20 protein-coding genes, 1 tRNA gene and 1 other RNA gene are annotated in these 21228 nt (G+C 37.2%); 4 read left to right on the plus strand and 18 right to left on the minus strand.

The window, feature by feature from the left end; all coding sequences use genetic code 11:
* Positions 1-121: 121 nt before the first annotated feature.
* The 15 genes from FG383_RS18730 to FG383_RS18800 form a co-directional block, all read right to left on the minus strand.
* The gene (locus FG383_RS18730) at positions 122-1192 is read right to left on the minus strand and encodes an OLD family protein (RefSeq protein ID WP_142608921.1); all 1071 of its coding nucleotides are present in this window, start codon (positions 1190-1192) and stop codon (positions 122-124) included.
* Between the two features lie 542 nt (positions 1193-1734).
* Positions 1735-2175 (minus strand): hypothetical protein, encoded by a 441-nt coding sequence (locus tag FG383_RS18735; protein WP_142608922.1) that lies wholly within the window; start codon positions 2173-2175, stop codon positions 1735-1737.
* A 264-nt stretch (positions 2176-2439) separates the two neighbouring features.
* The gene (locus FG383_RS18740; RefSeq protein WP_246097061.1) at positions 2440-3309 is read right to left on the minus strand and encodes a tyrosine-type recombinase/integrase; all 870 of its coding nucleotides are present in this window, start codon (positions 3307-3309) and stop codon (positions 2440-2442) included.
* A 156-nt stretch (positions 3310-3465) separates the two neighbouring features.
* Positions 3466-3819, minus strand: a transfer-messenger RNA (tmRNA) gene (gene ssrA, locus FG383_RS18745).
* Between the two features lie 95 nt (positions 3820-3914).
* Entirely contained in the window at positions 3915-4382 is a 468-nt protein-coding gene (gene smpB / locus FG383_RS18750) for an SsrA-binding protein SmpB (protein WP_142608923.1), read from the minus strand.
* 44 nt (positions 4383-4426) lie between these two features.
* Complete coding sequence (gene rnr / locus FG383_RS18755; RefSeq protein ID WP_142608924.1) at positions 4427-6733, minus strand: ribonuclease R; 2307 nt, start codon at positions 6731-6733, stop codon at positions 4427-4429.
* 43 nt (positions 6734-6776) lie between these two features.
* Positions 6777-7523 (minus strand): alpha/beta hydrolase, encoded by a 747-nt coding sequence (locus tag FG383_RS18760; RefSeq protein ID WP_142608925.1) that lies wholly within the window; start codon positions 7521-7523, stop codon positions 6777-6779.
* Between the two features lie 104 nt (positions 7524-7627).
* Positions 7628-7855, minus strand: coding sequence for a preprotein translocase subunit SecG (secG, locus tag FG383_RS18765; RefSeq protein WP_142608926.1), 228 nt, complete (start codon positions 7853-7855; stop codon positions 7628-7630).
* Positions 7856-8015: 160 nt separating this feature from the next.
* The gene (eno, locus tag FG383_RS18770; RefSeq protein WP_142608927.1) at positions 8016-9308 is read right to left on the minus strand and encodes a phosphopyruvate hydratase; all 1293 of its coding nucleotides are present in this window, start codon (positions 9306-9308) and stop codon (positions 8016-8018) included.
* A 2-nt stretch (positions 9309-9310) separates the two neighbouring features.
* Positions 9311-10849, minus strand: a complete 1539-nt coding sequence (gene gpmI, locus FG383_RS18775) for a 2,3-bisphosphoglycerate-independent phosphoglycerate mutase (RefSeq protein ID WP_142608928.1) — start codon at positions 10847-10849, stop codon at positions 9311-9313.
* Positions 10842-11603 carry a triose-phosphate isomerase gene (gene tpiA, locus FG383_RS18780; protein WP_142608929.1) on the minus strand — a complete coding sequence of 254 codons (762 nt, stop codon included), beginning with the start codon at positions 11601-11603 and terminating at the stop codon, positions 10842-10844. The genes gpmI and tpiA overlap by 8 nt, the downstream gene beginning before the upstream one ends.
* A gap of 15 nt (positions 11604-11618) precedes the next feature.
* Complete coding sequence (locus tag FG383_RS18785) at positions 11619-12803, minus strand: phosphoglycerate kinase (RefSeq protein WP_142608930.1); 1185 nt, start codon at positions 12801-12803, stop codon at positions 11619-11621.
* Positions 12804-13038: 235 nt separating this feature from the next.
* Positions 13039-14046, minus strand: coding sequence for a type I glyceraldehyde-3-phosphate dehydrogenase (gene gap, locus FG383_RS18790; protein ID WP_142608931.1), 1008 nt, complete (start codon positions 14044-14046; stop codon positions 13039-13041).
* A 12-nt stretch (positions 14047-14058) separates the two neighbouring features.
* Entirely contained in the window at positions 14059-15096 is a 1038-nt protein-coding gene (locus tag FG383_RS18795) for a sugar-binding transcriptional regulator (protein ID WP_142608932.1), read from the minus strand.
* A gap of 197 nt (positions 15097-15293) precedes the next feature.
* Positions 15294-15527, minus strand: a complete 234-nt coding sequence (locus FG383_RS18800; RefSeq protein WP_142608934.1) for a glutaredoxin family protein — start codon at positions 15525-15527, stop codon at positions 15294-15296.
* 138 nt (positions 15528-15665) lie between these two features.
* On the opposite strand from FG383_RS18800, the gene FG383_RS18805 reads away from it, so the two are divergent.
* Both FG383_RS18805 and FG383_RS18810 read left to right on the plus strand, forming a co-directional pair.
* A complete protein-coding gene (locus FG383_RS18805) occupies positions 15666-16190 on the plus strand; it encodes an RNA polymerase sigma factor (protein WP_142608936.1) in 525 nt (174 codons plus the stop codon).
* Entirely contained in the window at positions 16165-17325 is a 1161-nt protein-coding gene (locus tag FG383_RS18810; protein ID WP_142608938.1) for a hypothetical protein, read from the plus strand. Before FG383_RS18805 ends, FG383_RS18810 begins: the two co-directional genes overlap by 26 nt.
* A 41-nt stretch (positions 17326-17366) precedes the next feature.
* Here FG383_RS18810 and FG383_RS21500 read toward each other — a convergent pair whose 3' ends face one another.
* Positions 17367-18185 (minus strand): TPM domain-containing protein, encoded by an 819-nt coding sequence (locus FG383_RS21500; RefSeq protein WP_142608940.1) that lies wholly within the window; start codon positions 18183-18185, stop codon positions 17367-17369.
* Positions 18185-18763: a LemA family protein gene (locus tag FG383_RS18820; protein WP_142608941.1), complete on the minus strand. Its 579-nt coding sequence runs from the start codon at positions 18761-18763 to the stop codon at positions 18185-18187. The genes FG383_RS21500 and FG383_RS18820 overlap by 1 nt, the downstream gene beginning before the upstream one ends.
* Positions 18764-19027: 264 nt before the next feature.
* On the opposite strand from FG383_RS18820, the gene FG383_RS18825 reads away from it, so the two are divergent.
* Positions 19028-19906, plus strand: coding sequence for a catalase (locus FG383_RS18825; RefSeq protein ID WP_281285364.1), 879 nt, complete (start codon positions 19028-19030; stop codon positions 19904-19906).
* A 59-nt stretch (positions 19907-19965) separates the two neighbouring features.
* Here the strand turns inward: FG383_RS18825 and FG383_RS18830 are convergent.
* Positions 19966-20037, minus strand: a tRNA-Arg gene (locus tag FG383_RS18830).
* Positions 20038-20200: 163 nt separating this feature from the next.
* On the opposite strand from FG383_RS18830, the gene clpP reads away from it, so the two are divergent.
* Positions 20201-20797 carry an ATP-dependent Clp endopeptidase proteolytic subunit ClpP gene (gene clpP / locus FG383_RS18835; protein WP_142608945.1) on the plus strand — a complete coding sequence of 199 codons (597 nt, stop codon included), beginning with the start codon at positions 20201-20203 and terminating at the stop codon, positions 20795-20797.
* The last annotated feature ends 431 nt before the right edge of the window (positions 20798-21228 follow it).

A 21228-nucleotide genomic window follows, 5' to 3' on the forward strand; every position in this document is an offset into this window, starting at 1 on the left:
AGCTTTTCCTCCAAGTCTCTTACCTCCAGTAAACGAATAATTCTAGTTTACTAGATGGTCTGTTAGATTGGCGAAAGTGTTCACGGCATCTCAGCGAAAACTGTCTGTTTTAGTATAGCGGTTACACCGTCTCATCTTCTTCAATAGAAAGTCTATCAATTAAATCTAATAGTTCAATATAACTTTTACATATTCCATTTAATTTTTTTTTTATCGATTTTAAAATAGCATTTTCAGATTCCAACTCTTTAATAACCTTCATTAAATTTTTATGTATAATTACAAAGAAATTTCCCCTAGATTTAGCATTGTTATAAGTTTCAATAAATAATAAATCATCCAAATTATAACTTTGTAATAAGTACCCAATCTCTATACAAAAGCTTTGAGTTAGAACAGTAATAACATCTTCTTTCAAAGCGTTAGTGGTATTAAGGTTAAAATGCAAGCTTCCAACTTGTTCATAATCAAAAGCACTAATAAATTTTTCTAACTCAAACGATAGATTTTCATAATGGTATTCTAAAGAATTAGTTTTTAAATATATTTTTTCTGGAACTTTAACTAATTTCTCAACTTCTAAAATAGATTTATATTCGTTAACAAAGAATATTTGTTTACTAATGTCTTGATTTAAAAAATTTTCGGCTTCTTTATAGTTAGCTAATAAAGCATTAGTAGATATATTTTTTATTTGAGGAATAAAACTTATTCTTTTATTTTCTTTTACTTGTATGTCTTCACTATGCGTGAAATAACGTACATCAAATACATTAGAAAAAAACATAGTAACTTGATGTTTTAAATATTTGTCTAGAGATTCATTTTGTATTATTTCGTATTTAATTTCTTCCTTAGTTTGAATTTCAAAAATTTCAAAATTACAATCTATAAATAAATCACCGTCATTTTCAAAAATAACAATATATTTATTAGAAAACATTCCATTTTCAATATAATCTAGAATTAAATCTAGAATTGTTGATTTTCCCGTACCGTTTTCTCCTACAATGGCTGATAAATTTAATTTAATGTTACTTCCATTCACTTTAAAGAAGTTTTCGATATATAAATTGTTTTTAGATATATCTAACTTCCCATGACTATATTTAATATTAAATTCTCCACAAAATGATGTTTGAAAATCTTTTAGCTTCTTATATTCTTCTGTCCATATAAAAACAATTCGCATTGCTTCACCCCTATATATATCTTAACTTATTATATGGGTTTCAAGGTATCCTTTGTGCATAAAAGTTTTCAAGACTAACACGTATATTGTGCATCTACCAGACCAGAATATGGTCCACCCCGTCCCCCATAGGGTGGGGGGCTATACAAGTATTTTAAATTGCACTATTTTGCCCAATGATAACTACTCTAACTAATTGAGGATTTTTATTAAGATTGTATAGAATAAGGCTAATAGCTTCCTTTCTATCAGCTTCTATACCGCAGCTTTCTTTTAGTGTTCTTCTCAACATATCTAGTTGACTAGTCTCCCAGTCCTTCATTTTTTTTGAATTATTTATACTCACCTTATTTGTCCTTTCTTTATTGTTAGCTAATAGAATAGCTAATCTTAGTAGTTTATTTATTAGATATATTTAAGTTTGTATATATAAGTCTGTGTATTAAGTCTGTATAACGGTCGTATTTTAGACTATTGAACAGGCTTATTTACACGCTTAAAAATCTAAATTTATTCGTCACAGTTTTTGTTAATCACAAGTGTTAGTGACTCTGGTTTTCAAATAAATTTTCTAATCTAAATTTGTCTTTATCTGCTACTGAATAAATCTTTTCTTGTCGCTTCTCTAGTTCAATCAATAGATGCGGAACTTGTTTCGCCAAATTCTCATTTGGATGTGGCTGTAGTGGAAAGTAGATATTATTATTCTTGTGTTTTTTAATAATTAGCAATCCCGCCGCTACTAATCGTTTATTAGCCGAAACAATACTTTGGCGGCTACAATTCAAATAATCCTCAAGTTGATAAATAGTTGGAAATGCATAGCCATAACCTTCGTTAAATAACTCTAAATACTTCACATACAGAACCACATCAAACGGTTTTATTAGTCCTAACTGAACATAATAAAAAATATCTGCTGATACTTTTTTAAATCTTTTTGTAACATCATGTGTAGATAATGATTGTTTTGGAATAATCATTCTTTTTAATTCACCTCTTTCTTTCTCTATCTAAAAAGGAACTTGCAATTAAACGTATTTTTGGGACATCTATATTTAATTTTTTTCAAAGAAAAAAGTGAATAGGAAATCTCCTACTCACTTAGGTACTTGCAATTTTCTAGATTTTTAGGACTTACAATTATAAAAAATCTCTCAAATTGTTGGCTACATCTTCAACATCTAAATCTAAATACTGCGTGGTTACTGCTAAATCACTATGTCCTAATGCTTTACTAATCAACGCTACACTTCCCCTTTCTCTAGTAAACTCTTTGCATATGCCCTTCTAATTGCGTGTGCATTGATATTATTTAATCCATATCGTTTGGCATATTTATTTAACTGCTTAGAAATCGCACAATTAGATGATTTACTTGAATTCATAGCAAGACCATTTTGTGTAATAAATACATTATGATTTTCTGTGCCGAAATGATTTCTAACACCATCATTTAATTTAATTAACACTTTTAACATTGTAGCTACTTCTTCATCAATGGGTAGTTTTAAAAATTTATGATTTTTTAAAGTAGAACCATCTAAATTTAAAAAAAGATTTTCAAAATCAATATGACGTTCGCGTAGTTCCCCTAATGTACGAATACGAATCCCCGTTTTATACATTAACTTAATAGCCGCTGCATCGCGAAAACCAATAAAAGTTGTTTGGTCAATTAACTGCAATAGCTTATCAATATCTGATTTCATTGCCCCCTCTTTTACTTCTTTATCAACTTTAATTTGAATAGTGTTAAGGAAGCGGTCTTTAATCCAACTATTATTATAGAACTTGCTTAAAACGGCTTTAATGGATTTTAAACGAATTAACTTTGTTCGTTGCGATACTTCTAAAACATCTAGATAGTGATAAATAGATTCTGCTGAAATATCCTCAATATACTGCAAACGATTGACCGTCACTAACTGATTAAAGATGTATGCATAACTTTCAATTGTACGTTGACGGTTCCCAGCGATTTGCATTTGTTTAAATACCGTTTCCAATGCTGCTGCTACCGTGATAGTATCCCGAATGTTCTCATAATGATTTGTTTGTAAGACAACTACATCACTACTTACTGCAAATACACCATGCTTTCTACTTTTAGACAAAACAAAAAACCTCCACTTTCATTACTGAATTTGAAGGTCTACGAATAGTTAAAATATGTAGGGATAAGAAAAGGGATATTCAACAAGAGTTCAACTCCCGTTCAATATCCCTAGCTTCTAAAACCGTTGCTACCACTACGTTTATAGTGTTTTTTTATATGGAGACGGCGGGATTTGAACCCGCGTCCAGAAACTCTAACACTTAAGCTTCTACGCGTGTATCTTGCCTATTTAGGTTTCGCGTAGCACTATGCCGACAAGCGGGCGTCATGTACGCTAACTTGGAAATCTCTTGCTGACAGCTCAAGTGGCACTGCCAACCGTATCCCACTAAAGTTGAGCTCTACCTAGCCACATGGGCGATGGATAGATAAAGCAGATCCGAGCTTACGCTGCGAATGCTAAGTTGTTGTTTGTTTTGCCTGTTATTATAAAGTCCGTTTTTGCGGAGCCGAGCCTCCGACGCGCAACTCAAGCTCAGACTATCCCTGTCGAATCCATAACGTCCCCGTTTATGGAATAATGTAAGCTTTGTTACATAGCTAACTATACATCAAAAATGGTCAATTTTCAAGTGATACATTCTACCAATAATGGATAGCGTCTTATTGATTACGTTCTTTAAACGCTCGTTCAATATCACGCTTCGCTTCTTTCTTCTTCAAGACGTCTCGTTTGTCGTAGTCTTTCTTCCCTTTTCCGACGCCGATTAATACTTTTGCATAGCCATTTTTTACATACATTTTTAAAGGAACAATTGTGAAGCCTTCTCTTTTTGTTTCTCCAATTAATGTACTAATCTGTTTTTTATGTAAAAGTAGTTTGCGGGATCGTAAAGGGTCGTGGTTGAAGCGATTTCCTTGTTCGTATGGACTAATATGCATATTGGAAATCCATGCTTCGTTATTTCGGATGCGTACGAATGCATCTTTCAATTGCACTTTGCCGTTACGGATGGATTTAATTTCTGTACCTTGCAATACAATACCTGCTTCAATTGTTTCTTCTATAAAATAATCATGGCTGGCTTTTTTGTTTTGTGCGAGCACTTTATCGTCATGCTTTTTGGCCATCTCATTCACCTCTCAAAACTTACGAGGAGCGACTAAGCGCTCCTTTATTTTTTCTTTGGTCGTTTACGACGTTGCGATTTTTTGGCAACGGATTCGTAAAATTTCTTCTTCTGTTTTACTTCTTTTTTAGGACCTGGTTGAGAAGTACTTCTTCTCTCTGATCCTTCTTTTTTCTTCGCATGAATTACTTTTGGTGCTTCTTTTCTTGTTCGATGGAATGCTTTTTTCATGCCGACGATTTCAAAATCGATCGCCGATTCTTCTGGTTTCACTTCAGCTACTCGAACGGTTACTTCATCCCCGATTCGGAATTGCTTACCTGCACGTTCCCCAATCATCATCATTTGTCGATCGTCGAAACGATAATAATCGTCTGTCATATTCGTTACATGTACAAGACCTTCTATTGTGTTTGGAAGCTCAACGAACATTCCAAAGTTTGTAACAGAACTAATAATACCTTCGAATTCTTCACCGATTTTATCGGACATAAATTGGGCTTTTTTCAGCGCATCCGTATCACGTTCTGCATCTACTGCACGACGTTCCCGTTTCGATGTATGCTCGGCAATATCATCGATGATTGCTCCCCAATGATTAATCGTTGGTTGTGTTACATCCCCATTTACTAAGTACGTACGGATTAATCGATGAACGATTAAATCGGGATAGCGTCGAATTGGTGATGTGAAATGCGTATAGAATTCGGTAGATAAACCAAAATGTCCCAAACATTCCCCGTAATATTTTGCTTGTTGAAGTGATCGTAAAAGCATCGTAGATATAACCGGTTCTTCTGGCATACCTTCTATATTTTCAATGATCTCTTGTAATGCTTTTGGATGAATTTCATTTCCTGTCCCTTTTACGACAAGTCCAAAATTCGTTAAAAAGGCGAAAAAGCGTTGTAGTTTTTCTGGTTTTGGATCTTCGTGAATACGGTATATAAACGGAACATCCATCCATTTAAAATGCTCGGCTACTGTTTCATTGGCAGCTAGCATAAACTCTTCGATTAGACGTTCTGCAACTGTACGTTCGCGAGTGGCAATATCCGTCGGCCAACCGTCTTCATCTACAATAATTTTTGCTTCTTGGAAGTCAAAGTCAATCGCACCACGATCTTGGCGTTTTTCTCTTAAAATCGCTGCAAGTTCGCCCATCAGTTCAAACATTGGCACTAATGGCTCATAACGCTCGATTAACGCTGCATCTTTTTCTTCTATAATTTTATATACGTCCGAATACGTCATCCGTTCCGTTGTTCGAATTACACTTTGGAAAATTTCATGCGAGATGACCATACCAGACCCATTAATGATCATTTCACAAGATAATGTTAAACGATCCACTTGTGGGTTCAATGAACAAATCCCGTTTGATAGACGATGTGGAATCATCGGAATAACACGATCGGCTAAGTACACACTTGTTCCGCGATCGTACGCTTCACGATCAAGCGGTGAACCTTCTGTTACATAATGACTAACGTCCGCGATATGTACACCAAGTTTATATGTACCATCCGGTAGTTTAGTTACTGTAACTGCATCATCTAAATCTTTTGCGTCTGCTCCGTCAATCGTTACGATTACTTCGTCACGTAAATCGCGGCGATCATCCAAATCTTTTTCATCAATTGCATCGGGAACAGATTCTGCTTGGTTGATCACTTCTTGTGGGAAATCGATAGTGATTCCATGCTTATAAATAATCGATAGAATATCGACACCTGGATCATTTTTATGCCCAAGAATTTTCGTAACCATTCCAGTTGCGGATTTTCTTTCATTTGGCCATTCTGTAATTTCAACAACTACTTTATGTCCTTCGATTGCACCTAGAGTATCCCCTTTTGCAATAAACACATCCATTGGAACTTTTTTATCATCCGGAATGACAAAGCCAAACCCTCTATTGTCTTGAAAAGTTCCAACAACTTGGGAAATCCCTCTTTGCGTTATTTTAATAATGGAACCTTCACTTCGGTCACCATGCGATTCACGAGATACACGGACAAGTACTTTGTCTCCGTTAACTGCTCCATTAATCTCCGTGGGTGGAATAAAAATATCGTCCATTCCATCTTCTTCTGGTGCAACAAAGCCAAATCCTTTTGCATGTCCGATAAATTTACCAACTACTAAATTCATCCGTGCAGGAATACCATAACGATTAGATCTGGAACGTACAACAAGGCCTGCTTCTTCCATTTGAACAAGTGTTTTGACGAATTCTTTAAAATCATCTGCATCCACTAGTCCAAAATGATCCTCTAATTCTTTTGTTGTTAATGGTTTATATTCTTCTGCTTGCATTAGTTCAAGTAATGTTTCTTTCATATTTTCCATGTAATCATCCCTCCTTTTTCAGCGTGTGCACATTTGGACTGTTTTACACATTCCAATCCAACGACTCTAAAAAGTTTAATATATCTTGATGCAATTGTTCTTTTTCAGGACCCAATGTAATGACATGACCTGAGTTTTCATACCAATTTAGTTTTTTCTCAATGGACTCTGCTTGTTCAAAAATAGTATTAGCCGAGTTCGTATCAATGACGTTATCTTTCTTCCCTTGGGTCACGAGAAGTGGTGCATATATATGATCGACATGATCACGGACATTATATACAAACTCTCTTAGTTCAGCCAACGTCTCCATTGGATTTTGACGAATTGCTTCTACTTCTTCTTCTATTTGCTCTTCCGTTTTTCCTTCATATTTCTTATATTCTTTCGCGTATTTTAATACACCTTCAAACATGACATCTGTCGTTTTCATCGTCATTGGCGAGCACATCGTGACAATTCCCTTTACAGGAACTGTATACCCTAGTTTGAGTGAAAATACACCTCCGAGCGAAAGTCCTGCTACGGCAATTTCTTCATAGCCTTCCGCTTTTAAACGGTCGTACGCGCGCATCACGTCTTTCCACCAATCAGTAGGACCGGTTTCAAGAAGTTCCTCTGGTGGCACACCATGCCCTTTATAATGTGGGGCAAGTGAAGTATATCCGTTTTTCTCCAAAAAACGTCCAAGCATTCGAACATCCGATGAATTACCCGTAAAACCATGCAGTAGCAATACAGCACGTTTTCCTGCTTCAAAGAAAAATGGCTTCGGTGTAGTAATTTTCATAAAAAAATACCTCCAATCAACAACCAAAAATATAATATGTAAAATAAAACGCCTAACCAATCAGATGTCGGTCAGGCGGTTCGGTTAGAATCAATTTGAAAATATTAAAACTTTGTTATAGCGATTGTCAAAATAAAAAATAACACTGCAAGTACAACCGTTATTCTATGTAACACAAGGTCCATGCCTCGAGCTTTTTGTTTTCCAAAAAGTTGTTCAGCTCCACCAGAGATGGCTCCCGAAAGACCAGCACTTTTCCCCGATTGTAACAATACAACAACGATTAATGCGAGCGATACAATGACAAGTAATATCATAAGTAACGTATGCATTTGTTCCACCTCCTGATAAAACGTTCACAACATAAGTAATTTTACCAAAAACTGCTCACAGTTACAACTATTTAAGAAAAATAACATTAGTCAGATAGATAGCTTTACAACTAACACTCTATGAAAAAGAGCCAGCATTTTGCTGACTCTCTAATGGAACTTATTTTAAGTTGTAAAATGTGTCTTTTCCTAAGTATTGAGCTGTTGTATCTAGTTGGTCCTCAATACGTAGTAATTGGTTGTATTTTGCTACACGGTCAGAACGAGATGGTGCACCAGTTTTAATTTGACCAGCGTTTGTTGCAACTGCGATATCCGCAATTGTTACATCTTCTGATTCACCAGAACGGTGAGAAATAACTGCTGTGTAACCAGCGCGTTTTGCCATTTCAATCGCATCGAAAGTTTCTGTTAAAGTACCAATTTGGTTTACTTTCACAAGAATTGAGTTTCCAACGCCTTGTTCAATTCCTTGTGATAATTTTTTCGTATTTGTAACGAATAAGTCATCTCCAACTAGTTGAACTTTTTCCCCTAATTTTTCCGTAAGTAATTTATGTCCAGCCCAGTCATTTTCATCTAAACCGTCTTCAATGGAAACGATTGGGTATTTTGAACAAAGCTCTTCATACCAAGCAACCATTTCTTCTGAAGTTTTTACTACACCTTCACCAGCTAAATGGTATTTTCCGTCTTCTTTATTGAATAATTCAGAAGCGGCAACGTCCATTGCAAGAAGAACTTCTTCCCCTGGTCTATAACCTGCTTTTTCAATAGCAGTCATAATTGTAGAAAGGGCTTCTTCGTTCGATTTTAAGTTCGGCGCAAATCCACCTTCATCCCCAACAGCTGTGTTTAATCCTGCTTCTTGTAACACTGCTTTTAAGCTATGGAAAATTTCTGCTCCCATACGTAGTGCATGACGGAAAGATTCTGCTCCAACCGGCATAACCATGAATTCTTGAATATCTACGTTATTATCCGCATGTTCTCCACCGTTTACGATGTTCATCATTGGAACTGGTAGTTGTTTTGCATTGAATCCACCTAAATATTGATACAATGGGATATCTAAATAATCTGCTGCTGCATGCGCAACGGCAATCGATACACCTAAAATTGCGTTTGCACCAAGGTTACCTTTGTTTTCTGTACCATCTAATTCAATCATTGCGTGGTCAATTCCAACTTGGTCAAGAACAGAGAAATTCTCTTCTAACTCAGCCGCAATGATATTATTTACGTTATCTACTGCTTTTAAAACACCTTTCCCTAGGTATCTTGCTTTGTCACCATCACGAAGTTCTACTGCTTCATATTCACCAGTAGATGCGCCAGATGGAACGATCGCACGACCAAATGCTCCGCTTTCTGTAAAAACCTCTACCTCTACTGTTGGATTCCCACGTGAATCTAATACTTCACGAGCTTGTAAATGTGTAATAATTGGCATTTTTAACTCTCCGTTTCGATTAGTGTTTTACCTGTCATTTCAGGCGGTGTTTCTATCCTTAACAAGTGTAACATGGTTGGTGCTAAATCGGCTAAAATTCCGTCAGAACGAAGCGAAATTTCTTTTTGTGTGACAATAACTGGCACTGGATTTGTCGTATGTGCAGTCATTGGCTGACCTTCTAGCGTTGTTACTTCATCTGAATTGCCGTGGTCCGCTGTAATAATAGCTCGACCACCTTTTGCTAAAATAGCATCTACTACTTTTCCTAAGCATTCATCTACTGCTTCAATCGCTTTAATCGTTGGTTCCAACATTCCACTATGACCAACCATATCTGGATTGGCAAAGTTTAAAATGATGGCATCAAATTTATCGTTTGCAATTTCATTTACAAGCGCATCTGTTAATTCATATGCACTCATTTCTGGTTGTAAATCATATGTTGCTACCTTTGGAGAATTGATCAATATACGTTCTTCTCCAGGGAAGGTTTCTTCACGGCCACCACTCATAAAAAACGTCACATGCGGATATTTCTCTGTTTCCGCAATTCGGAGTTGTGTTTTACCATGCTTGGAAAGTACTTCTCCTATTGTGTTATACAAATCGCTTTTTTCAAATACCACGTCTGAAACGACATCGTCGCTATAATGCGTAAACGTTACAAACTTCAAATTGGTTGGATGCTTTTTGCTTAACTTAAAACTATCGAATGTAGGTGTATTCAAAGCCATTGATAATTGAATGGCACGATCCGGACGGAAATTAAAGAAGATGACCGCATCACCAGAATCGACTGTTACTGCTGGCTTTGCATTTTCTTCAATGACAAAAGGCAAAACAAATTCATCCATAATATCTTCTTCATAAGACTTTAAAATACCAGCTGTTGCAGATTCTGCCGTTCTTCCTATACCGTCTACAAGCGCATTGTAAGCTAGCTCCACTCGCTCCCAACGACGGTCCCGATCCATTGCATAATAGCGTCCACTGATCGAAGCAAACTTTCCAACACCGATTTCTTTCATTTGCTTTTCCGTTTCTTCTACAAATCCAACAGCCGTTTGAGGTCCTACATCTCGCCCGTCTAAAAAGCCATGAACAAAAACGTCTTGTAGACCTTGTTCTTTCGCAAGCTTCAATAAAGCAAATAAATGGGAATAGTGACTGTGAACACCGCCATCTGAAAGTAATCCCATTAAGTGCAACTTACCACCAGTTTTTTTGACATGCTCAATTGCTGCTAAAAGCTTACGCTCTAAGAAAAACTCACCTTCACGAATAGACTTATGAATACGCGTTAAGTTTTGATACACAATTCTACCAGCACCAATATTTAAGTGTCCTACTTCGGAGTTTCCCATTTGCCCTTCTGGTAAGCCAACTGCTTCTCCAGAGGCGATTAATGTAGCATTGGGATAGTCTTTCCAATAACGGTCATAGTTTGGTTTATTGGCCTGTGCGACCGCATTCCCGAACGCTTCATGACGCAGTCCGAATCCATCTAAAATGATTAAAGCTACTGGACTTTTAGGCATTTTGTCCAGCCTCCAATAATTTGAAGAAAGAATCTACTTGTAAACTTGCTCCTCCTACTAACGCCCCATCAATATGCTCGTTTGAAAGCAGTTCTTCAATATTTTCTGGTTTTACACTTCCACCATATTGAATACGTACGCTGTTTGCTACTTCTTCTCCAAATCCATCGAGAATCGTTTCACGAATCGCTTGGCATACATCATTTGCATCATCAGCAGTTGCCGTCTTACCAGTTCCGATTGCCCAAATTGGCTCATATGCAATAATCGCGTTTTCCACATTTTCTTCCGAAAGTCCTTCTAAAGCAGCCATTACTTGTGCAGATACAATGTTTACTGTTTCATTTTGTTCGCGCTCTTCTAATGTTTCTCCTACACAAATAATAGGAGTTAACTTATTTTCAAACGCAGCTTGTACTTTTTTATGAACAGATTCATCTGTTTCATTGAAATATTGGCGTCTTTCTGAATGTCCGATAACGACATAGTTAACACCTAAATCTTGTAGTTGATGGGCACTTACTTCCCCTGTAAATGCACCTTCTTTTTCTTCATGCATTGTTTGAGCAGCGATTGATATAAAAGAGTCTTTCGCTACATGCACCAGTTGATCTAAAAATAATGCCGGTGCACAAATAACCGCATCTACTTTACTGCTATCTACTTGTTTCTCTTTTAGCTCTAGAGCAAAATCTTTCGCTTCTGAAAGTGTTTTATACATTTTCCAATTTCCTGCAATTATAGGTTTACGCATATCCATACTCCTCCATTACTTATCGTTTAAAGCAGATACTCCTGGTAAGTCTTTCCCTTCCATAAACTCAAGAGAAGCTCCTCCACCAGTTGAAATATGGTCCATTTTATCCGCAACATTGAATTTTTCAACAGCAGCAGCTGAATCACCACCGCCGATAATTGTATATCCAGCAGTTTCAGCCATTGCGTCTGCTACACCTTTTGTTCCATTTGCAAAAGTTTCCATTTCAAATACACCCATTGGTCCATTCCAAATGATTAGCTTACTATTTTTAATAACATCCGCATATAATGCAGCTGTTTTCGGTCCAATATCTAACCCCATCCAATCAGATGGAATTTGGTCGATATCTACCACTTTCGTATTGGCATCTTTTGAAAACTCATCAGCTACGACTACATCTACTGGCAAGTAAAAAGAAACCCCTTTTTCTTTTGCTTTCTCTACAAAAGATTTTGCAAGCTCCATTTTATCTTCTTCTAAAAGAGATGTTCCAATATCATTTCCTAGTGCTTTTGTAAATGTATACGATAAGCCCCCACCGATTAAAATATTATCTACTTTATCCAACAGGTGATCGATTACGCCAATCTTATCTTTTACTTTTGCCCCACCAATAATTGTAGTAAACGGGCGTTCCGGATTCGATAATGCTTTACCTAAAACGTCTAACTCTTTTTCCATTAGTAATCCAGAAACTGCTGGTAACAATTTCGCAATACCTTCTGTTGTTGCATGCGCGCGGTGTGCAGCTCCAAATGCATCATTGACATATACATCTGCAAGTGAAGCAAATGCTTTTGCAAGTGCTGGATCATTTTTTTCTTCTCCTGCATGGAAGCGAACATTTTCTAATAAAATAATGTCTCCATCTGCCATTTCAGAAACTACTAGTTCCACTGTTTGCCCAATGGATTCATCTAATTTTGTTACTGGCTTATTCAAAAGTTTTGCTAAATGCTCTCCTACTTTTGTCAAACGTAGCTCTTCTTTTACTTCCCCTTTAGGGCGTCCCATATGACTCGCTAAAATGACTTTCGCACCTTGTTCGATTAAAGAGTTGATCGTTGGTAGTGCTGCACGAATACGCGTATCGTCTGTAATCGCTCCGTCTTCCATTGGTACGTTAAAGTCTACTCGACAAAACACACGCTTTCCTTGTAAAGTTACATCGCTTAATGATTGTTTTTCCTTCATGGAATAAGCCCCCTTAGTATGTACATATGTAATCAAATTCGCCTTGGCGTATTTGCGCCTAGATTTTTATCGAGCATGCTCGATAATTTCCCCTAAAAAATCTGTGGCATCCGCCGGAGGCTTTAATTTAATACCCCAAAGGTACAAACCTTTGGGTATTAAATTAAAAATAAGGAGCGAAGGGTAACCCTTGCTCCTTTTACCCTCTTATATTATAGAGGTTCTTACTTACAAATTAAAGTCCACGCGAAGCCATAAGTAATGCAAGGTCGATACAACGAGCAGAGTAGCCTGATTCGTTATCATACCAAGATAATACTTTGACCATATTATCTCCAAGTACCATTGTAGAAAGACCATCTACTGTTGATGATGCAGTATTTCCATTATAGTCAATGGATACTAGTGGAAGTTCATTGAAATCAAGAATTCCTTTTAATTCATTTTCAGAAGCATTTCTTAAAGCTGCATTTACTTCTTCTACTGTTACTTCTTTTTCAAGCTCTGCAACAAAGTCTACTAAAGAAACATTTGGTGTTGGTACGCGGATTGCCATACCATCTAATTTTCCTTTAAGTTCAGGAAGTACTTTCGCTACTGCTGATGCAGCTCCTGTTGTAGTTGGAATCATAGATTCTGCTGCTGCACGAGCACGACGGTAATCGCTATGTGGCAAGTCCAAAATGCGTTGGTCATTTGTGTATGAGTGAACAGTTGTCATCATTCCACGTTTAATACCAAATTGATCTGATAACACTTTTGCAAGTGGTGATAAACAGTTTGTCGTACAAGAAGCATTCGAAATAATATGATCAGTTGCTGGATCATATTTATCCGCATTTACTCCTACAACAAATGTAGGCATATCGTCTTTTGCTGGTTGTGATAATATTACTTTTTTTGCTCCCGCTTCAATATGCTTTCCAGCTTTTTCAGCAGTGCTGAAAATCCCAGTTGATTCAATTACGATATCGATTTCTAGCTCTTTCCAAGGAAGTGCAGCAGGGTCTTTTTCCGCAAGAACTCGAATGTTTTTCCCGTTTACAACTAAATAGTCGCCATTTGATGAAACTTCCGCCTTTAAGATTCCGTGTACTGAATCATATTTCAATAGATGTGCAAGCATTGCAGCATCCGTTAAGTCATTGATTGCTACTATTTCTAATTCGCTTTTTTCTAATGCTTCTCTAAATACTTTACGTCCAATACGTCCAAATCCATTAATCGCTAATTTTACTGTCATGTTAAATTCCTCCTAATTGGTTTGTGCAATGATCTGCATCATTTCATTTGCAGCACCTTCATCTGTTACTAAAACAGTTTGCGCTGGCGCTTGTTTAAAGTAAGACAATAATGCTTTTGCTTTTTTGGCACCACCAGCAACTGCTAGTAAATGCTCTATATGTTGTAACTGTTTTAACTGAATGCCAATTGTTCGAATTCGGTGAACTGCTTCACCTTGTTCATTAAAATAATAGCCAAATGCTTCACTTACAGAGCCAGCTTCTTTTAAGCGTTCGATTTCCTGCTCGTTCGTATTTCTTCTACGAGCCATTTCTTCTGCATCGCCAATGCCGTGAATAATAATATTCGTTCGCTCATATAGATCCATCATTTCTTGTATGAAAGGCTCATTCTTCATCGTAGTGTACGCTTCTTCACTCAAACTATCCGGCATATATAAGGTTCGGTAAGTTCCATTCATTCTACTTGCAAAAAGGGATGCAATCGTATTTGCTTGAAACGAAACGTCTTTTCCGACTCCACCTCGAGCAGCGATAAACATTAATTGTTTCCACTTCGATGTTTCCTGTACAAAATTAGTAATGGAAGCAATTGTAGAACCTCCCGTGACAGCAACTATTTTTTCGTCTGTCAAAATACTTTCCAAATACTTCGCTGCTTCTTGTGATAAAAGCATTGTCGCGTTCGTATTAGTATCTACATTTCCGGGAACAATAATTACTTCTTTAATGTGTAAATGTTGTGAAAGTTGTCTTTCCAGCTGCAGCCTACCTGACCATTCTCGAACTACTTCTTTCAGGTCTACTAATAGTCTGGTTCCTTCTAGTGTAATTGCTGCGCCGTCTCTTGAAATATCGATTAGACCATGGTTTCTTAATGTATCTAACTCTTTTCGAGTATCTCTTTCTGACAACCCTAATTGTTCCCCTAAAACTCGCCTGCCAATCCCTTTTGTTAGCTGAATCGTTTGAAGTATTCGATACCTCTTTTGTAACAACTCGCTCATTTCTGGTATTAGCTTTAGCTGAGCAGTGAGCAATGATTCCATATTTCACTTCCTCATTGATTGTGACGTTTTTGTCCCACTTAGTTAAAAAATGTCCCACTTAGTTAAAAAAAAGTGAACTTCTATAAATAATCATATTATAGAATATTCAATTTTGCAACACTCGTGCATTACTTTTGTCGATTTTGTGAATACAAGAGCGAAATTTGCGATTCGCACCTAATAAAAAATCTGGAGCATCATGTAAGTAATGCATCCAGAATTGTAACGTAATCTATTTGACCATATTGAATGATTTCATTTTCAAATTCGACTACAGGAATCATCAGCATATATTTTTCATGAAGTGCATCATCTTCTTCAATATTCACTTCATTTATTTCAAATGATACATCTTCTTGAACCAGTTTCAGCATTAATCTTGCCTCTTCACATAAATGACAACCTGGTCTCGTGTAGAAATGGACAATCATTTTATATTATTCCTCCCAAATTCAATTAATACATTTTCATTATAGTCTTTTTGAAGTTGTTATTCCCTAAAAAGGTTAAAATGAAAGCGATACTTTTTATCCGTTCTTTCGTCTATAGCAATAAGGGGAGGTCAGCAGATGGAAATGGAACAGCTATACAAAGACCACAGCGATCGAGTTTACAGCTATATTTACTTACTTGTCCGTCATAAAGAATTTGCCGAAGATCTTACACAAGAAACATTTTATAAAGCATATAAAGGTTTAAATACCTTTAACAAACAAGCTTCAACTGCCACTTGGCTATTAAAAATAGCACGTAATGTAACCTATGACTATTTTCGAAGGAAAAGAGTTATTCAATTTTTCTCTTTTGATAAAGTACAAGATTTAGAGTCAAACGCACTCTCACCTGAGGGGCGATTTGAACAAAAGGAGCAGCTTGCTAGAATGTATGACTCCTTAAGGAAGCTAAAAAAAGACTATCAAGAGGTTCTGCTCCTACGCAAAATACAAGAATGTTCGATCAAAGAAACAGCCTATATACTAGGCTGGACTGAGGCAAAAGTAAAAATGAAAATGACACGAGCACTTGTGGCCCTTAAAAAGGAGTTTCATCAGGAAGGAGGTCGAGCAAATGGAACCATCAAACGAATTCGATGAGCTTTTTGAAGAAATGAAAGATGTGGAGCGCTCAAGGGAAGCAAAACAAAATACGTGGTTATCCTTAAAGAGTAGAATAGAAGCAAAGCGAAAACGCAACATATTTCCCGCATTTATTGCATTAGCAATAGTAGCAATTGCTTCCTTTCTATTCCTTACTTTTTCTAATCCTTCAGAGACAGAGCAATCAGCTGAGCCTCTTTCTAACGAAGAAGTTATAAGAGCAGTATTAGAAATAGAATACAATGGGCCAGATAGGGAACTTTTGCGCTTAATGAACGATTGGATGAAACTACAAAGCGAAACGGTAACGAACAACCAAGAAGAGTATGATCAACTTCTAGAATCCAAGGAATACAAAGATTATATAAATTATTATCCAGCCACTTTTGGCGAATACTTTAGTGAAGGTGTTCTGGCTTCCTTAATTAATGCTAATCTTGTGTTTAAGTATGACCATCACTTAGAAGATGCAGGTATAGAAATGCATCTAGAGAATGTTGAAATTAAACAAGAGAAAGATCACCCGAATATTTACCGCCCCATAATAGAAGTTTCCTTAACGAATAGCGAAGGTCAGAAAATTTATCATACTTTGCGAGAAGAATTTATCTTTTCCACATCAGAGCCTGGAAAAATTGGGAGCTATAATGGGGTAAAAGATGGTGGCGGCCTAGAGCTTCAACAGAAAATAAAGTATTTTAACACATATGTCGTAAACGATGAAGATGTAAAAACCCCATCGATTGATGTTTCCTTCGACACCCTTTGCTTCAATGGTCGCACGCCTGATCAACAAGGTAAAGTAGAATTTAAATCGGGCTGTACATCTGATACCAATCAAATACAGCCCATAATGACGAGAATTGACAATCTTTTTGTTAAAGAAACAACAGAGCAAGAAACCCGCGAGAGGGGCGAACTGCTCCCTGAAATTGAAAATTATCAGATTTACCTAACAAACGAGGCAGATAAAGGAACTACTTTATATACGATTACCTTATACGAAGATGGAATTTTGGTGTTCGCTCCCGATTCTAACATTGGAATTGTTGGTGACATCACTACAAAACCGCATGTTTTCTTATATGAGGAGATTAAGCTGATGCTTGATGAATTCGCAGATAATGAATAACAGAAAAAAAAGCCCTCAAAAGGGCTTTTTTCATTAATGATTCACCATTTACGGCCTGCTCCACCGCCTCCGGAGCTACCTCCGCCAAATCCGCCGAAACCACCACCGGAGCTTCTTCCACTTCCACCGCCGAAACCGCCAAAGCCACCGCCGAAATTTCCTGGTCCAAACATTCTTGTGCTAGAGCGTCTTCTACCAGAACCCGGTCTTCCGCCTCCCCCACCGCCAGACATGACAGTGTAAATCAAATAAATAACGACAATAATTATTATGATCGTTGAAAACGAAAAGCCTTCACCTGATGCTGCCAGATCTTTCGGTTCTACTAATCCCCCGTCCCAACCATATTCTGTTGCAACTTCATTGTAGAGTACTTGGTATGTGGAAAGTACCGCATCATCGACGGACCCTTGGTTTAAGAATGGTTTTGTATAGTCATCTATAATCCGTCCGATTTTCCCATCTGGTAAAGCACCTTCCAAACCATATCCCACAGTAATGGCTACATCTCGATTGCCTTTTTTTGTAGGATCCGTTTCTATCACTAATAATACTCCATTATCTTTTTTGGGATCTCCAATTCCAAACTCTCGTATGACATCCACACTAAACTGATTTACATTTTGTCCATTTAAAGAGTTGATAATCATCACGACAATTTGAGCACCAGTCGCATTATCTAATTGTTTGCCTAATTGTTCTACTTGTTGCTCTGTTTCGTTAGATAAAAAACCTTCATAATCTTGTACATATAATTCTCCAGGTATTGGTTCTGGAATATCAGAAGCTGCTACAGCTACGATTGGAACGAAAAGAAATAAAAGTAGCGCAGCTATAAGCAGACGCGCAACTCGTTGCATTACTCTCCATCTCCTTCAAAATCAACGACTGGAGCATCTTGTGCAGCTGCATCTGCTTTAAAATATTCTTTTTCATCAAAACCAAAGATAGAAGCAACAATACTTCCTGGCATACGCTTCACTTTTTTATTATAAGATGAGACAACCGTGTTGTAGTCTTGTCTTGCCACAGACAACCGATTTTCCGTTCCTGCAAGCTCATCCATTAATTGTCTGAAGTTTGCATCCGCTTTTAAATTGGGATAATTCTCTACCACTACTAATAGTCGACTCAACGCACCGGATAATTCATCGTTTGCTGCTGCCTGGTCTTCTGGCGTTCTTGCTCCCGCTAATTTTGTACGAGCATCAGCAATATTGCCTAACACTTCTTTTTCATGCGACGCGAAACCTTTTACCGTATTCACAAGGTTTGGGATTAAATCCAAACGACGTTGTAACTGATTTTCCACTTGCGCATAAGCATTATTCACATCTTCTTCGGCATTTACAAAGCCGTTGTAACTCGAGAAGAAAATCCCTGCAATAATTGCAATAATCACGATAATGATTACGAGCGGAACTAATAACTTTTTCATCTTCGTCACCTCTGGATTAGTATAGTATTAATGTACCTCTGAATCTAAAATGTGAAACCTTCTATGATTTACGTAAAAAATAGACATCGGTTTCAAATAAAATTTAGGCAACATAGTACATTCCCGTGGATTAATATAAAATCTTTGGGGTATAGATGGATAGACAAGTTCACTTTTTATAATTGAAGAGGGGGAAGTCTTATTAATAATCCCAATATAAATCATAACCCTATACCAGAAGAATCTATTGAAGTACTGGAAAATATTCAGGGAACGTTTCCAGGAGCTCGTCGTGCACATGCTAAAGGAATTTTTTACAAAGCAACTTTTACGCCTAACGGTAATGCAATACCTTATACAACCGCTGCCCATTTACAAAATGAAAGGGTGCCTGTAACTGTTCGTTTTTCAAACAGTCCGCCAGACCCGACCGCTGCCGATTTTCTTTCTCCATTTAAAGGAATGTCCGTCCAATTTCATTTATCTGATGGAACGGCAAGCCATTTGGTCAGCACTACGATCCCTATGTTCATAACAAAAGATCCTGAAACGTTTATAGACATGTTAAAAACATTAACGGCAGAAAAAACGGGCTTTGAAAAAATAGATTTAGGAGTGGGAATACTTAATATTCTAAAAAAGTATCCAGAGCGAAAAAATATATTAATTGCATTGAAAGAACAATTTAAACAGCTCCCTACCAGTTATGCAAAGCTCCATTATTACCCGATACATGCTTTTTATTTTGTCAATAAAGAAGGAAATCGACAAGCAATCAAATATGAATGGCAACCTATAGAAGGAACTTCGCCAAAAAACTCAGAAGCAAACATAACTTCTGCTGACTATCTTAGTGAAGAACTCCATAATAGAGTAAAAAATGGATCCGTTTCTTTTGACTTAATCATTCGCTTAGGCTGTAAAAATGATACTACGGACGACCCTACAGATCCTTGGCCAGACGACCGACAAAAGCTTGTTGTCGGTCAACTTACATTAGAGGAGTCTCTTTTTCCAAACGAACCAATACTATTTGACCCGACAATCGTAACAGAGGGAATCGAACTTACGGATGATCCTATTCTTCACTTTCGTCATAAAGCTTATGCAATTTCCTATAATAAACGTTCAAAAAATGAATAAAAAAAACACTTTAAACAGGTGATATCTGTTTAAAGTGCTTCTAGTTATTATTGCATATACGCCCCCGGAGGGAATCGAACCCCCATCTCAAGAACCGGAATCTTACGTCATATCCATTAAACTACGGAGGCAAGCGACTAATCTATTATACAAATGATTTGAAAATAATTCAACCTAACTTTTCAATGCTTAATATTTGACCTTCCTTGACCATAATGTGTATGATAAAGTTACAACTGAGATATACTTTTCAGTAATCAACTTACAATACCACCTTTGAAGGAGGCAAACAGGATGAATTTAATTCCTACAGTAATCGAACAAACAAATCGTGGGGAACGCGCATATGATATTTATTCACGATTATTAAAAGACCGTATTATTATGCTTGGAAGCGGCATTGACGATAATGTTGCGAACTCAATCGTTGCCCAACTTCTATTTTTAGAAGCGGAAGACCCAGAAAAAGATATTTCCATCTACATTAATAGCCCAGGTGGAAGCATTACAGCTGGTATGGCAATTTACGATACAATGCAGTTCATCAAACCAGATGTACAAACAATTTGTATCGGTATGGCTGCTTCTATGGGAGCATTCTTACTTACAGCTGGAACAAAAGGAAAACGTTATGCACTTCCTAACGCAGAAGTAATGATTCACCAACCATTAGGCGGAGCTCAAGGGCAAGCAACGGAAATCGAAATTGCTGCAAAACGTATTTTATTCTTACGCGACAAGTTAAATAATATTATGGCTGAGCGCACTGGTCAACCGATTGAAATCGTTTCAAGAGATACAGATCGCGATAACTTCATGACTGCTGAACGTGCAAAAGAATATGGTCTAATCGATCATATTATCGACCGTAGCGAAATGAAAAAAGCATAATAAAAATTGTACCCAAGGGAATTCTACTTTCCTTGGGTATTTTTGTGGAAAAATACACTTAAGTAGGACGTATTGCCGGCCGAACATGACAAACTATACAAGCCACCCTTTTAAAGGAGAGTTAGCGCAATATAGGGATAATGCGTCGTAAAGAGTTGAAGTGAAGTGTCTGCTGGGATTTCCGCTACAGGGCGGACGCTTTCCACGGGGTGAGCGATGAGCCTTCACCGCCGCTTGCGAAGTCTCATTTTGCTCACAGAGGAACAAAGGCTAAGAGCGCCACATCGTGTGGCAACGCCTTCGTGACCAACATCCTGTTGGCCTCCACTGTAGTCGCCGCTTGCAGCGAAAATCAACAGTAAAGACTAACTTATCAGCTTCGACTCGTAAAAAACAAAATTTTATACAGTTTTTCGAATGTGTAAATCCAG

This window comes from Psychrobacillus soli (genome assembly GCF_006861775.1).
GTDB lineage: Bacteria > Bacillota > Bacilli > Bacillales_A > Planococcaceae > Psychrobacillus > Psychrobacillus soli.